Below are 13,933 nucleotides of genomic sequence, written 5' to 3' on the forward strand. Positions count from 1 at the left end.
ACCTTGTCGGAGGTCGATCGCTCCAGATGAGCGTCGGTGCAGCTGGTCCGGCAGCTGGATGACAGTGCGATCACCTGTCAGTCACCGGTACGGTTGCCGTGGCGCATGGGGGATCGGAGGGGTGAGGAGCTGGTGGGCCGGGCGCGGCTTGAGGTCGCACTGCTGGGTCCGGTCGAGGTGCACCGCAACGGGGTCACGATCCCGGTGCCACCCGGCCGGCCTACTGTCATCCTCGCAGCTCTCGCCACCCGTCCCGGCTCCGTCGTCCCCGTCGACGCCCTCGCCGGCTGGCTCTGGCCCGACGACGAGCCGGTGCACCCGCGGGCGGCCATCCAGACCCACGTCGCGCGGCTGCGCGCGGCCCTCGGCGACGGCTTCGTCCAGGCCGCCGGCGACGGCTACCGCCTCGACCTCCCGCCCGAGGCCGTCGACGTCAGCCGGTTCCGCGAGCTGGTCGCGGCCGGTCGCGACGCCGAGGCTGCCACCGAGCTGACGCTGCTGCGCGAGGGCCTGGCGCTCTGGCGTGGTGAACCGCTGGCCGGGCTCAGCCCCGACGACCTCGAGAAGGCGACCGCGCCGCTGCTGGTCGAGGAGCTGCTGTCGGCGACGGAGCGGATGAACGAGCTGCGGCTGCGGCTCGACCGCACCGACGAGGAGTTCGTGCCGTCGCTGCGCCGCCTGGTCGCGGCGCACCCGTGGCGGGAACGGCTCTGGGCGCAGCTCATGCTCGCGCTCTACCGCCAGGGCCGGCAGGGCGACGCGCTCGCGGCGTACCAGGAGGTCGTCACGGTGCTGCGGGACGAACTGGGCATCGATCCCGGTCCCGAGCTGACCGACCTGCACCGGCGCATCCTCGACACCGACCCGACGCTGCTGGCGGCGGCGGCCGGCGCGGACGCGGGCTCCGGTGCCGCCGCGGCGGCCGGTGCGGCGGCGCCCGTGCAGCGCCCGCCGGTGCAGCTGCCCCGGTCGACGGCGCAGTTCGTCGGCCGCGAGCACGAGATCGACCTGCTCGCGGCCGTGCTGTCGGAGAACCGGTCGTGGGCTCGGCTGGGACTGATCTCGGGGCCGGGCGGGTCGGGGAAGACCACGCTGGCCCTGCACGTCGGGCACGCGCTGCGCGAGGCGCACCCCGACGGCCAGCTGTTCGCGGAGCTGCGCGGGTCCACCGTCCCCGCCGACCCCGCCGAGGTGCTGGCCGAGTTCCTGCGCGCGCTGGCCACGCCCGAGGAGGAGATCCCGGCGACGCTGGACGAGCGGGCCGCGCTGTTCCGCTCCGCCTGCGCGCACCGCCGGCTGCTGGTGGTGCTCGACGACGCCAGCGACGCCGCTCAACTGACGCCGCTGCTGCCCGGCGCCGGTGGCTGCAGCGTGCTGGTGACCAGCCGGCCGCAGCTGAGCATGATCCCGGCCGACGTGCAGATCGACCTCGCGCTGTTCTCCGACGAGGACGCCTACGCGCTGCTGGAATCGATGGTCGGCCCGGCCCGGCTGGCCGCCGAGCCCGACGCGACGGCGCTGGTCGTCAGCGCGTGCAAGGGGTCGCCGCTGGCGCTGCGGATCGCCGGCGGGCGGCTGGTCACCCGTCCGGCCTGGCCGATCGACCACTTCGCCGAGCGGCTGCTGACCAGCCGGCTGGACGAGCTGGAGATGGGCGACCTCAGCGTGCGGTCCATGCTGACGGCATCGGTACAGGGCCTGGACCCCGCCATCGCGTTCCGGTTCCGGCTGCTCGCGGCCGTCCCCGGTCCTGCCGTCGACGTCGAGACCGCGGCCGCCACCTGGGACGTCGGCGCCGACGACGCCCGTGGCGTGCTCGAGCATCTGGTCGACGTCCGGCTGATCGACTCCTCCGCGCCCGACGAGTACCGCTGGCACGACCTCGTCGACGACCATCTGCGCGCCGTCGCCGACACCCACCGCGTCATCGCCGCCCGCCGCCGCCTCGTCCGCTTCTACCTGCGCTGCCTGCACAACCTGTGGCCGGTGTTGCGGCCTGGCAGCGACGGCGTCGAACCCGGGTCGTGGTTCCCGCACGAGGTGGCCGGGCGCTCGTTCGCCGACCGCGCCGAGATCCACTCCTGGCTACACCCGCACACCGCGCTGATGACGTCGCTGGGCCTGGCCGGCCTGCACGCCGACCAGCAGGACGTCGTCGACGAGTCGGCCGCGCTGCTGCTGGCGCTGGCCCGGGCGCGGTACGAGTGCTGCCGCGAGGCGCACACCGAGGACCTCTCGCGGGCCGTGCTGGACGTCCCGGCCAAGCTCGGCGACCCGGTGCTGACGGCGCGCGCCTGGCACGCGCTGGCGCTGTCGCTGGGTGCGCAGAGCCGCCGGCAGGAGGCGCTGGAGGCCGGCGCCCGCGGCCTGGCCGTCCGCCGCGAGCTGGGCGACCGGTACGGCGAAGTGATCATGCTGCACAACATGGCCGTCTGGCACGAGCTGGACGGCCGGTACGACGAGGCGGCCGAGCTGTTCGAGCGGTGCGCCGAGGCCGACGACGTCCTGTCTCCGGAGGTCCGCCGGCGCTGCCGGCGTAACCTCGCCCACGTGCAGATCAGCCGGGGCCGCTTCGACGACGCGCGGCGCCACCTCGAGCTGACCGGCGCCGACCTCGGCGACGAGCCCGGCGTCGAGCTGTTCGACCAGCTGGTGGCGCTGGCGCACCTCGCGCTCGAGACCGGGGCTGACGACGACGCCGTGGCCGGGTTCCAGCGCGCCGTCACGGTCGCCGTCGAGCTGGGCTCGGTGCCGCTGCAGGCCACCGGACTGGTCAAGGAGGCCAACGCGCTGCGCCGGGCCGGCCGCGACGGCGGCGGACCGGCCGCCCGGGCGGCGGCGCTGGCCCGCGAGGGCCACCTCACCGACGTCGAGGCCGAGGCGCTGGCCGAGCTGGGCCACAGCCGGGCCGACGCCGGCGACACCGAGACCGCCCGGACCCACTGGACCGCGGCGCTGCGGATCTTCGAGGCGCTCGGCTCGCCGCGCGCCACGGAGCTGCGCGACCTGGTGGCGGAGCGTCCGTGACCCACACCCGGGACCTCGAGGCCGGGCCGCAGGGCGGTCCGGGCGAGGTCGCGGTACCCGGCGCTCAGCTGGACATCCGGCTGCTCGGCGCGGTCGAGGTGCGCCGCGACGGCCAGCCGGTGCCGGTGCCGTCCGGTCGGCCCGCGGTGGTGCTCGCCGCGCTGGCGCTGCGTCCCGGCGGGGTCGTCTCGCACGGCACGCTGGCCCGGCTGCTCTGGCCCGACGCCCAGCCCGAGCACCCGCGGGCCGCGCTGCAGACGCACGTCACCCGGGTACGGGCGGTGCTCGGTCGCACCGCGGTCGAGTCGACCGGCGACGGCTACCGCCTCGACCTGCCGCCCGACATCGTCGACGTGACACGGCTGCGCGGCCTGTCCGCGGCGGCCCGCGCCCTCGACGACCTCCCCGGGCGGCTGGCGCTGCTGGACCAGGCGCTGCTGCTGTGGCGGGGCAACCCGCTGGCCGGCCTCTGGCCCGACGTCCTGACCCGCCAGACGGCGCCGTCGCTGCTGGACGAGGTGCTGTCGGTGGCCGAGCGGGCGCACGAGCTGCGGCTGGCGCTGCATGGTCCCGACGACGGCGTGATCCGGGAGCTGCGCGCGCTGGTGACGGCGTACCCGGAGCGCGAGCGCGCCGCCGGCCAGCTGATGATCGCGCTGTACCGCGAGGGCCGCCAGGGCGACGCGCTCGGCGTCTTCCACGGCACCGTCCAGGCGCTGCGTGCCGCCGGACGCCGTCCCGGCCCGGAGCTGGCCGCGCTGCACGCCCGGCTGCTGACCGGCGACGACCTCACCGCACCCGACCACGCCCGCGGCCCTTCGGCGGCGCCGTCCGCGCCGGCCGTCCCGCCGAGGCCGGCCGCACCCGTCGCCGTGGCCGCCGGCCCGGGCACCCGTCCGGCCCAGCTGCCGTCCCGGCCGTCGTCCTTCGTGGGCCGCGCCGCGGAGGTCGCCAGGCTCACCGCCGCCCTGCGCGACGACGCCGCGCCCGCGGGCCGCTGCCGGACGGTGGTCGTGTCCGGCCCCGGCGGCACCGGCAAGACGACGCTGGCGCTGCGCGTGGCGCACGAGGTCCTCGACCGCTACCCCGACGGCCAGCTCTTCGCCGACCTCCGCACCAGCAGCGACACCCCCGGGTTCGGCACCGACGCGCTGGCCGGGCTGCTGCGCGCGCTCGGCGTCGGCGGCCCGGACCTCCCGGCCTGCCCACAGGAGCGCGCGGAGCTGTTCCGCCGCCTGTGCACCGGCCGCCGGCTGCTGGTGCTCATGGACGACGCCGACCCCGACACCGTCGGCTCGCTGCTGCCGGCGGAGTCCGGGTGCGCCGTCATCGTCACGAGCCGGCGCCGGATCCCGCGGCTGCCCGCCGACGCGCGGGCCGACCTCGGCATGTTCTCCGGGCCGGAGGCGCACGAGCTGCTGTCGTCCGTCGTCGGCGCGGACCGGCTGGCCGCCGAGCCCGGCGCCACGACCGCCGTCCTGGACCGGTGCGCGGGGTCGCCGCTGGCGGTGCGGATCGCGGCCGGGCGGCTGGCCACCCGCCCGGCGTGGCCGATCGAGCACTTCGCCGGGCGGCTGAGCGACGGCGACCGCCTCGGCGAGCTGCGGGCCGGCGGGCTGGCCGTCCGCGCGATGCTCGACGCCACCTACGTCAGCCTGCAACCCGTGCAGGCGCAGCGGTACCGGCTGCTCGCGGCGCTGACCGGCGCCACGGTCGAGGCCGAGACCGCCGCCATCGTCTGGGAGGTCGACGTCGTCGAGGCACGGCGGCTGCTGGACCGGCTGGCCGACATCCGGCTGCTCGAACCCGCCCCCGGCGGCGGCTACGGCTGGCACGACCTCGTCGACGACCACATCCGCGCGGTGTCCGACCCCGTCGCGGCCGAGGCGGCGCGGCATCGACTGCTCGGGCACCTGCTGTTGACGCTGCGCAACGCCCGGCTGCGGCTGCGTCCCGCCGACAGCGTGCCCGGCGTGCCGGAACCGCCGGAGGACTGCCCGCCCGGACGCCCGTTCGCCGACCGGTGCGAGATCCACGCCTGGCTGCACCCGCGCCGCACCCAGCTGATCGCGCTGGCCCGGGCCGAGCTGGCCGGCGGCGAGTACCCGGCCGTCGACCACGCGGCCGGGCTGCTGGTCCTGCTCGACGCGGTCGCGCGCGAGTGCTGCGACAGCGGCGACGACGAGGAGGCGGCGCGGACGGTGCTCGCCGCGGCCACGCCGCCGTCCGATTCTGCCTCTCCCTCGTGGGGCTCGTCCCAGCCGGGGACCTCGCGGTCGGCCGGGGTGCAGCCCGGCATCATCGCGGCCGCGTGGACGAACCTGACACTGACCCTCGCCGCCCAGCACCGGCTGGACGAGGCGGTCGCGGCCGCCGACCACGCCATCCGGCTCCGCCGCGAGCTGGGCGACCGGTACGGCGAGCTGATCATGTTCGAGAACCAGGCCTGCATCCACGTCGAGGCGGGCCGCCACCAGGACGCCGTCGACGTCATCGCCGCCTGCGTGGCCGACCGCGAGTTCCTGTCGGCCCAGGTCCGCGCTCGCTGCCTGCGCACCCGTGCCCGGGCGCACGCCGGCCTCGGCCGCTGTGCCGACGCCCGCGCCGACCTCGCCGCCGCGGACGCTGTCGAGACCCCCGCTCCGGTGTCCTACGACGCGCACTACGCCGCGGCGGTGACGACGGCCATGCACCGGGCCGCCGGCGACCGTGCCGAGGCGCTGCGATCCAGCCGGCGCGCCGTCGAGATCGCCGTCGCCCTCGGCTCGACGTGGATGCGGGCGCTGTCGCTCCTGGACACCGCGCGGACGCTGCGCCACTTCGGCGCCGATGGGCGCCAGGCCGCCGCCGACGCCGTCGTCGTCGCCGTCGAGAACCGGCACGTGCGGCTGGCCGCGGAGGCCCGGGCGGAGCTGACGCTGGCCGGCGCCGGACGCTGACCCGGCCTTGTCCGGATTTGCTCCGACAAAGGACGGCTCCTTGTTATTCGGGAGAATTATTCCGCGAATTCATTGTGACCACTTGGCGATGACGCTGTCACGTCGCGGCTGTCTTGTGTAACGTGATCTCGCCCGGGTTTCCGCACGTCAGGCGCCAGATTGCGACTGAATGGGCGATTCTGGGCAACGCCATGTCAAGTGGAGTATTTGGAGAATTTGTGAGCGCAATGCTGCCGCGTCGGCGAGGCGCGGCACGGTTCGCCGGGGTTCTCGTCGCCTCGGCCGTGGTGAGTGGTGGCGTCTTCGCCTCCAGCGCCGTGGCCCAGGCCGACGACCAGATCCCGGTGACCGTCCCGACCTTCGCCGCCGACGACTTCATCGAGCTGGCAGCGCAGCTGCCGGCCACTCTGCGAGAGGCGATCGAGCGCGATCTCGGCGTCGCTCCCGAGCAGTACCTGGCCAACGCCGAGCGGGCTCGTGCCGCCTCCGACGCTGCCACCGTGCTGCGCGACCAGGGCGTCGACGTTCTCGGCGCCTCGATCGACGGCCAGACCGTCACTATCAATGTCGGCAGCGACTCAGACGCCGCTGCCGTCGAAGCCACCGGCGCCCAGGTCGTCGTCGGTCCGCTGGACGCTCTGAACACCGAGCGTGAGGTCCAGCCGGCCCGCGACCACAAGGGCGGCTACGGCTACGCCTACCAGATCAGCGAGCCCGACGAGACCGGCTCGTACGACCTCAGCCGCTGCTCGGTCGGGTTCAGCGGCTACGACCCCGACGGCAACTCGCGGTACCTCACCGCGGGCCACTGCGGCGTCGACGAAGCCACCGGCGAGCAGTTCACCTACCCGGTGCACCACATCGAGCTCGACGCCCCGATCTGGGCCACCGAGGACTGGGCGGCGGAGTTCCCCGGCCCCGACCTCGGCGAGTTCGTGCCGGGTGCGTTCCACTACGGCAACGAGCACGACGGTGGTCTGGTCGACATCACCAACTCCGAGTGGACCGGGGTTCCGCAGGTCGCCGGCTGGGGTGGCGGCTCGGGCGCGCCCGACGACGCCTCGGTCACGATCCGCGGCCCGATCGAGGCCGTCGCCGGCGCCCAGGCCTGCAAGTCCGGCGCCACCTCGGGCTGGACCTGCGGCGAGGTGCTGGTCCCGGTGCAGAGCACGCCGGTCGGTGAGCAGGACGTCACCGGCTTCATCTTCAACGCCTGCATGCTGGGCGGTGACAGCGGCGGCTCGATCGTCGTCGGCAACTACGCCCTGGGCGTGAACTCCGGCTCGACGCACGACGGCCGGACCGACTGCGACAGCTGGAACCCGGCGCAGGAGCCCAACAGCGACGGCGACTTCAGCATCGGCTACTCGCTGGCCACCGGCCAGTACAACGCGCTGTCGCTGCTGGGCGCCGAGTGGGAGCTGGCGGTCGCCGTCGCGACCCCGGTCGTCACCTCGCCCGAGGACGGCGGTGAGACCGGCCCGCGGCCGTCGTTCACCGGCACCGTCGAGGGCGCCCGCTCGACCCACAAGGTCAGCGTGGTCGTCGACGGCGAGAACACCTACGAGGGGCGCATCAACGACGACGGCACGTTCTCCGTCGCCGTCACCGACGACCTCGCCCCGGGTGAGCACACCTACGAGGTCACCGCCTCGTACGGCAACTTCTCCCGGTCTGAGACCGCCGAGGGCAGCTTCACCTCGACCGAGGTGCAGGCCGAGGCCCTCACGGTCGCGTCGCCCACCGACGGCCAGACCACCGGCAACGCCCGGCCGAGCTTCACCGGCACCGGCCAGCCCGGCGCCACGGTCACCCTGACCGTCGGCGACGAGACGTTCGGCGAGGCCACCGTCGGCGACGACGGCAGCTGGACCATCGACCCGTCGGCGGACCTGCCGGTCGGCGAGCGGTTCGACGCCACCGTCACGCAGTCCTTCGAGGGCGACAGCCAGACCGTCACGGTGGCCGGACTCGGCATCACCGTGCCGGCGGTCACCATCGCCGAGCCGGAGGACGGCGCCACCGTCACCGGCGACGTCGCGTTCAACGGCACCGTGTACCCGGGTGCCGAGCTGACGCTGGCGATCGAAGGCACCGTCACCGAGTCGTCGGAGCGGGCTCAGACCGCCGCCGACGAGTGGGCCGGCGAGCTGGAGATCGGCGAGGACGGCGCCTGGACGTTCACCCCGGCCGAGGCCCTGGAGAACGGCGAGTACACGCTCACCGCCTCCGCGGCCGTCGAGGGCGGCGACCCGGAGCTGACCGCGTCCGAGACCTCGGTCTCCTTCACCGTCGCAGCCGGCGACGACGAGGGCGACGAGGACGGCGACGCGCTGCCCGACACCGGTTCGTCCAACGTCTGGATGATCGTGGTCGGCGTCGCGCTGCTCGCCCTGGGCGGCGCCGCGATCGCGATCCGCGCCCGGCGCAACGGCACCACCGCCTGACGTCAGTCAGACCGCGGCCCCGGCCCCCGCAACCCGCGGGGACCGGGGCCGTTTCCGTGCTGACCAGCAGTGAATGCGTGATGAAAGCGATCTGAAAGCGGGGCTCCCTAGTGTTTGAGCCAGCGCAGGACACGAGGTAGTCCTCCACCGCCTCGGTTCCCGCGCTCGCCCACGGGCGCTTCCACGGGGGAGCTGTCCCGGATATAGACCGGCCCCGCAGGTCCGTGCCCGGCCTGCGGGGCCGCCTTATGTCCACCGACGGGCGGTCCGCCGCCGTCCGGGCACCGTGCCCACTGGGGCTTGGCGCCGCGCGCCGTCACTCCGCGCGCTTGGCCACCTTCTTCGCCTGCTTCAGCGGCAGGTCCTTGGTCTCCTCCGGCAGTCGCCACACGTCGATGCCGCCCATGAGGTTGTACGCGAGGATCTTGATCCGCGGCGCCCCCGCTCGAGCCGGCCGCCGGCTGCCGCGCTCGCCCGTCCCGCCCATCAGCGAGAAACCGCCGACCTCGACGTCGATGGTGTCGGGCACGTAGACATCGATGCCGCCCATGACCGTGATCGCGACGATCGTCGTGTCGTCGGAGTCGAGCTCGGCGTGGCGCAGGTCGATGTCGTGGCCGCCCATGACGGCGACCGCGTTGATGCGCTCGGCCGCCCGCCACCGGCCGCGCTTCTCCGTCCCGCCCATGAACGCGACGATCCACTTGGTCGTGGAGGGGCGCTGGCCGGAGTCGCGGCGCACGACCGGACTCGCGCTGGCCGCCGGCAGCAGCCCGCCCGACCCCGGCAGGTCCGCCGTCAGCCGGGCGAGGTCGTCCCTGGTGACGGATCGGTAGGCCAGCCCGATGCGCTCCTCGAGCTCGGCCAGCGTGAGCCGGCCGGTCGTGGCGTGCTCCGACAACGCCTGAACGACCTGCTCGCGCTCGTCGTCGGAGGCGCGGACGCCGGGCAGGACGTGCGGCTCCGGCGGCTGGTCGGTCGGTTCGGGCGGGGTCGTCATACCGGCCAGGCTAATGCCGCGAGCCAGCGCCGTCGTCCACCGCTCAGTTGACCCGTGCCGACGGGCAGCGCGCGATCAGCGCCTCCACCACGGCGACGTCGGCCGGCAGCCACGGCACTGCGGCCCACTCGCCGGGACCGAGCCAGCGCAGCGCGTCGTGGTCCTCCAGCGGCGCCGGCACGCCGTCGGCGACGACCGCGAGCCACAGCCGCATCGACAGGCCCGGCCCCAGCGCCCACCGTCCGTCCAGCGGCCCGGCGATCTCGACGCCGAGCTCGACGGCGATGCCGAGTTCCTCGCGCAGTTCGCGGTGCAGTGCGTCCAGCGGCCGCTCGCCCGCCTCGACCTTGCCGCCCGGGAACTCCCAGCCGCCGGCCAGCTCCGGCGGATCGCTGCGCCGCGCCGCCAGCAGCCGCGTCGGCCGCGTGAGGTCGTCGACGATCGCCGCCGCGACGACGAGCCGCCCCTGCTGTTCGCTCATGCGAGACATCTTCGCCGACGGTCCGGCTCCAAATTTCTTCGGATGGCGTGTTCACCGGTATGACCTCGACGCTCTCGTTCCATGACCGTCCTTGTTCACGACGGCTTCCTTGATCGATGTTTGAGACGGGTGGTTCCTGGACAAAACTGGCCGATGGCTACGGAATGTCGGTTCTCAGCGAAATGACCGGGATCTGGTGCGTGCGGCCGGCCCCGGGTGGAAAGGATCTGCCCCCGTGAGCTCGAACCTGCCGCGATACAGGCAACGGCGCGTCCGTGACGTGCCTCTGCTGGCCCGGGTCGGCGTGGTGCTGCTGGTCGGCTCCCTGGCGATCGCCGGGCTGATCCTGGCGATCACGGACGGCCCGCCGGTGCTGCACGCGCGCGCTGACGGCGGGGCACCGGTCGACGACTTCACGACCGGCGAGACCCCCGATCCCGACACCGGCACCACGCCGTCCGACAGCCCCACCGAGCCCGGCGAGACGCCGTCGCCGTCCGGATCCGAGACGCCGTCCCCGGACGAGTCCGACGACGGGTCGGGTGGCTCGGGCGACGATTCGAGCGGCCAGGACGCCGAGGACGCCGAGAACTCCGAGGACCACCTCGTCGCGACGACGCCGCCGCGCGAGCCCGACACGCCGCGCCCGTCGGAGCCGACCGACGAGCCGTCGGGCGAGCCGTCCGAGGAGCCCTCGACCGAGCCGTCGGACGAGCCGTCCGAGGAGCCGCCCAGCAACGACCCGACGATCCAGCCGCCGGACCAGCCGACCGAGGAGCCGACGCCGCACCACCCCGAGCTGCCGCTGCTGGACCTGTCCAAGTCCGAGGCGCAGCTGCTGGAGTCCGCCGAGCAGGCGCGCGCCGACGCCGGCTGCCCGGACCTGCGGATCGACCCGCGGCTCACCACCGCCGCCCGCGAGCACAGCGCCGACATGCGCGCCCGGATCTACTACTCGCACGTCAACCCGGACGGTCAGACGCCGGAGGACCGCGCCGCCGCCGAGGGCTACACCGCGCCAGTGGGCGAGAACCTGTCGCGCGGGCTGCGCAACGCCCAGCAGGTGGTGCGCGACTGGGACGGCGAGGAGCTGGACCGGCTGCTCGACTGCTCGTACACGTCGGTCGGCCTCGGCGTGGAGCGCGGGCTGCTCAACTCGTGGTGGACGCTGATGCTCGGCACCGACTGACCGTTCGTCGCTTCGCCGGCGCGGAAATTCGTTCGCTCCGCGCCGGGCCGGCGCCTACGGTGTGCAGCGTGGACACCGTCGACCTCGAGCCGCTCGCCGTCCGGGCTGCGGCGCCGGCCGAGCTGCCGCCGCTGCCCGCCGACGTCGGCCTGACGTGGCGGCCGCTGACGCCCGGCGACGTCCCGGCCTGGCTCGCGCTGTGTGAGGTGGTCGAGGACCACGACCACGCGAACGAGCGGTCGGCGGAGTCCGAACTGACCGACAGGTTCAAGGGCGCGTGGCGCGACCCCGCCCGCGACAACGTCGCCGGCTTCGACGCCAACGGTCACGTGCGCGCGTACACCTGGGTGGAGTTCCGCCCGGTCACCGAGGGCACCCAGGCACCCGTGCTGTTCGGAGCGGTGCACCCCGACTACCGGCAACGCGGCATCGGGCGGGCGTTGCTCGCGTGGTCCGAGGCGCGCGCCCGGCAGCAGCTGGCCGCCGCGACGGTGAACCTGCCGGCCCGCATCCGGGTCTACCTCGACGAGCCGCACACCGAGGCGCGACGGCTTGCCGAGGCGGCCGGCTTCACGCCCATCCGCTGGTACGTCGACATGCGCCGCGACCTCGGCGTCGACCTACCGGCCGGCGACGTGCCCGGCGGCCTGCGCATCGAGCCGTACTCCAAGGAGCGCGACGACGACATCCGGGTCGCCCACAACGAGTCGTTCGCCCGCGACCACTGGGGCTCCAGTCCCATCGACGCCGAGGCCTGGGCTCTCGACGTCGTCGGCGGTGAGAAGTTCCGGCCCGACTGGAGCTTCGTCGCCGTCGAGGAGGGCACCGGGCGGGTCGCCGGCTACCTCATGTCCGGGGCGTACGACCAGGACTGGGAGCCGCAGGGGTTCACCGAGGGCTGGACCGACCTCGTCTCCGTCCGGCGCGAATGGCGTGGCCGTGGGTTGGCCGGCGCGCTGCTCACGGCCGCCATGCGGGCCTACGCCGCCGGGGGCATGCAGTACGCCGGCCTCGACGTCGACACCGACAACCCGAGCGGCGCCCTCGGCGTCTACACCCGCCTCGGCTACGAGCGCCGGCAGGGCAGCCTCCTGCTGACGAAGGAGATCTGAGCCGCCGCTTCCGGTCGCCGGAACTGCAAGCCACTGTCAGTTGACTGTTTTCGGCGCTACCATCGGCGCTGATGACCGAAACGACGACGCGCCCGCCGGGCCTGCGCGAGCGCAAGAAGCTCAAGGCGATGCGCCACATCCAGAATGTCGCGCTGGACCTGTTCGACCGCGACGGCTACGCGCACGTCACCATCGAGCGCATCGCCGCCGAGGCCGAGGTGTCGCCGAGCTCGATCTACCGGTACTTCGGCACCAAAGAGATGATCATCCTCTGGGACGAGTACGACCCGATCATGCTCCGCGCCTTCGACGACAAACTGGCCGCCATGAACCCGATCGCGGCGCTGCGCGAGGTGCTCACCAACGTCGTCACGGCCGCGATGTTCGATCAGGACGAGCGCACCATCCGGCGCCGCATGTCGTACATCATGGAAGAGCCCGCGGTCCGCGCCGGCATGAACCGCCAAGCCGACGATCTGGCCCTCGAACTGCGGCTCACCATGGCCAGGCACACCGGCCGCGACCCCGAGGGCCTCGAACTGCGCGTCGTCACCGCCGCCCTGATCTCTGCCTTCCTCGAGGCGATCGCCTACTGGCACGCCACCGACTACCGCGACTCGCTGCACACCATCGTCAACGGCGCCCTCGACGTCATCTCGCGCGGCCTCCTGGTCGAATGACCCGCTCGTCGCCCTCGTCGACGCCGTAACCTGCGGGGCTCGGTGCGCCCGCTACCCTGCCGTGGCGTTGCGGTGGCCTGGACCCGCTGCCCTGCCGTCGCCGCGGCTCGGCTCGGGCCCGCTGCGGTGCGGACGCTCGCGCTCGCCTGGCTGCCCGTGTTGCCGCCGCGTCTCGCCCGCTCCCGCGACCGCGGCGTGCGGCGTCCCCGGGCCCTCGTTCTCGCCGGGCCGTTCCTCGTCAGCGGGCCAGCCGGGCCCGTTCGAGGAACGTCAGCACGGCGGCGTTGAACGCGGCCGGCTGCTCCATCGCCAGCGTGTGCCCGGTCCCCGGGACGACGGCGCTGGCGGCGAACTGCGCCTCGGCCTCGATGCGCCCGGCGACCGTGTGGATGTCGGACGAGTCGAGGTCGCCGACCAGCACCAGCAGCGGCGTCGTCAGTTCGCTGAGTCGTTCGAGCGCGCCCAGTTCCCGCAGCGCCCCCGTCCCCGCCGCGTGCGCGTCGATGACGTCGCGGGCCATCCTCCGGCACCGCTCCCGCAGTTCCGCGTCGACCGCGTCGGGCGTTCGCTGCGGGCCGTCGACCCAGGCGCGGAGGAAGTACTCCACGTACCCGTCGACGTCGCGGACCTGTGCCGCCTCGGCCTGCTGCTGCATGAGCGCGAGGATGGCCGGGTCGGTGAACTGCATGCCGCTCACGCCGGGGCTGGCCAGCACCATCATCTCGACGGTGCTCGGGTACGCCAGCGCGAAGTCGATCGCCGTCCGCGCGCCATACGACAGCCCGACCAGCGACGCCCGGTTCACGTCCAGCCGGGCGAGCAGTTCGCGGAGGTCCTCGTACGCCGCGAAGTCGGACTTCGGCGTGGATGACTGGCCGTGCCCGCGGGCGTCGTAGCGGATGACCCGGTAGCCGGCGCGGACGAACGGCCCGACCTGGCCGTCCCACATACGGTGGTCGAGGGATCCGCTGTGCAGCAGGACCAGCGGATGTCCGGCGCCCCGCTCGTCGAAGAACAGTTCGCCGTCGCGGACCGGGACTCGGCCACTGGTCATTGCA

At 74.1% G+C, this 13,933-nt stretch carries 9 protein-coding genes; 6 read left to right on the forward strand and 3 right to left on the reverse strand.

Annotated features, from left to right (window positions below; genetic code table 11):
- Positions 1 to 105 precede the first annotated feature (105 nt).
- The 3 genes from ACW62_RS09840 to ACW62_RS09850 all read left to right on the forward strand — a co-directional run bounded on the left by ACW62_RS09840 (position 106) and on the right by ACW62_RS09850 (position 8,413).
- Entirely contained in the window at positions 106 to 3,027 is a 2,922-nt protein-coding gene (locus ACW62_RS09840; protein ID WP_157574577.1) for an AfsR/SARP family transcriptional regulator, read from the forward strand.
- Positions 3,024 to 5,966 (forward strand): AfsR/SARP family transcriptional regulator, encoded by a 2,943-nt coding sequence (locus ACW62_RS09845; RefSeq protein ID WP_053203911.1) that lies wholly within the window; start codon positions 3,024 to 3,026, stop codon positions 5,964 to 5,966. Before ACW62_RS09840 ends, ACW62_RS09845 begins: the two co-directional genes overlap by 4 nt.
- Before the next feature lie 227 nt (positions 5,967 to 6,193).
- The gene (locus tag ACW62_RS09850; protein WP_053203912.1) at positions 6,194 to 8,413 is read left to right on the forward strand and encodes an Ig-like domain-containing protein; all 2,220 of its coding nucleotides are present in this window, start codon (positions 6,194 to 6,196) and stop codon (positions 8,411 to 8,413) included.
- 316 nt (positions 8,414 to 8,729) lie between these two features.
- Here the strand turns inward: ACW62_RS09850 and ACW62_RS09855 are convergent, their stop codons facing one another.
- Entirely contained in the window at positions 8,730 to 9,413 is a 684-nt protein-coding gene (locus ACW62_RS09855; protein ID WP_053203913.1) for a DUF1707 SHOCT-like domain-containing protein, read from the reverse strand.
- Between the two features lie 43 nt (positions 9,414 to 9,456).
- Complete coding sequence (locus ACW62_RS09860; protein WP_157574581.1) at positions 9,457 to 9,894, reverse strand: (deoxy)nucleoside triphosphate pyrophosphohydrolase; 438 nt, start codon at positions 9,892 to 9,894, stop codon at positions 9,457 to 9,459.
- Positions 9,895 to 10,174: 280 nt separating this feature from the next.
- On the opposite strand from ACW62_RS09860, the gene ACW62_RS09865 reads away from it, so the two are divergent.
- From ACW62_RS09865 to ACW62_RS09875, 3 genes are all read left to right on the forward strand, one after another.
- The gene (locus tag ACW62_RS09865) at positions 10,175 to 11,083 is read left to right on the forward strand and encodes a CAP domain-containing protein (protein WP_157574583.1); all 909 of its coding nucleotides are present in this window, start codon (positions 10,175 to 10,177) and stop codon (positions 11,081 to 11,083) included.
- 68 nt (positions 11,084 to 11,151) lie between these two features.
- Positions 11,152 to 12,195 carry a GNAT family N-acetyltransferase gene (locus tag ACW62_RS09870; RefSeq protein ID WP_053203916.1) on the forward strand — a complete coding sequence of 348 codons (1,044 nt, stop codon included), beginning with the start codon at positions 11,152 to 11,154 and terminating at the stop codon, positions 12,193 to 12,195.
- A gap of 71 nt (positions 12,196 to 12,266) precedes the next feature.
- A complete protein-coding gene (locus ACW62_RS09875; protein WP_053203917.1) occupies positions 12,267 to 12,875 on the forward strand; it encodes a TetR/AcrR family transcriptional regulator in 609 nt (202 codons plus the stop codon).
- Between the two features lie 238 nt (positions 12,876 to 13,113).
- Here ACW62_RS09875 and ACW62_RS09880 read toward each other — a convergent pair whose 3' ends face one another.
- Positions 13,114 to 13,929 carry an alpha/beta fold hydrolase gene (locus ACW62_RS09880; protein ID WP_169792024.1) on the reverse strand — a complete coding sequence of 272 codons (816 nt, stop codon included), beginning with the start codon at positions 13,927 to 13,929 and terminating at the stop codon, positions 13,114 to 13,116.
- Positions 13,930 to 13,933: the final 4 nt, after the last annotated feature.

Source organism: Jiangella muralis, from assembly GCF_001270745.1.
Classification (GTDB): Bacteria; Actinomycetota; Actinomycetes; order Jiangellales; family Jiangellaceae; genus Jiangella; species Jiangella muralis.

Bases quoted from the DNA above. Each gene is read 5' to 3' on its own strand.
- ACW62_RS09880 (WP_169792024.1), bottom strand. From the start codon at position 13,929: ATGACCAGTGGCCGAGTCCCGGTCCGCGACGGCGAACTGTTCTTCGAC.
- ACW62_RS09840 (WP_157574577.1), top strand. From the start codon at position 106: ATGGGGGATCGGAGGGGTGAGGAGCTGGTGGGCCGGGCGCGGCTTGAG.
- ACW62_RS09860 (WP_157574581.1), bottom strand. From the start codon at position 9,894: ATGAGCGAACAGCAGGGGCGGCTCGTCGTCGCGGCGGCGATCGTCGAC.
- ACW62_RS09855 (WP_053203913.1), bottom strand. From the start codon at position 9,413: ATGACGACCCCGCCCGAACCGACCGACCAGCCGCCGGAGCCGCACGTC.
- ACW62_RS09875 (WP_053203917.1), top strand. From the start codon at position 12,267: ATGACCGAAACGACGACGCGCCCGCCGGGCCTGCGCGAGCGCAAGAAG.
- ACW62_RS09850 (WP_053203912.1), top strand. From the start codon at position 6,194: ATGCTGCCGCGTCGGCGAGGCGCGGCACGGTTCGCCGGGGTTCTCGTC.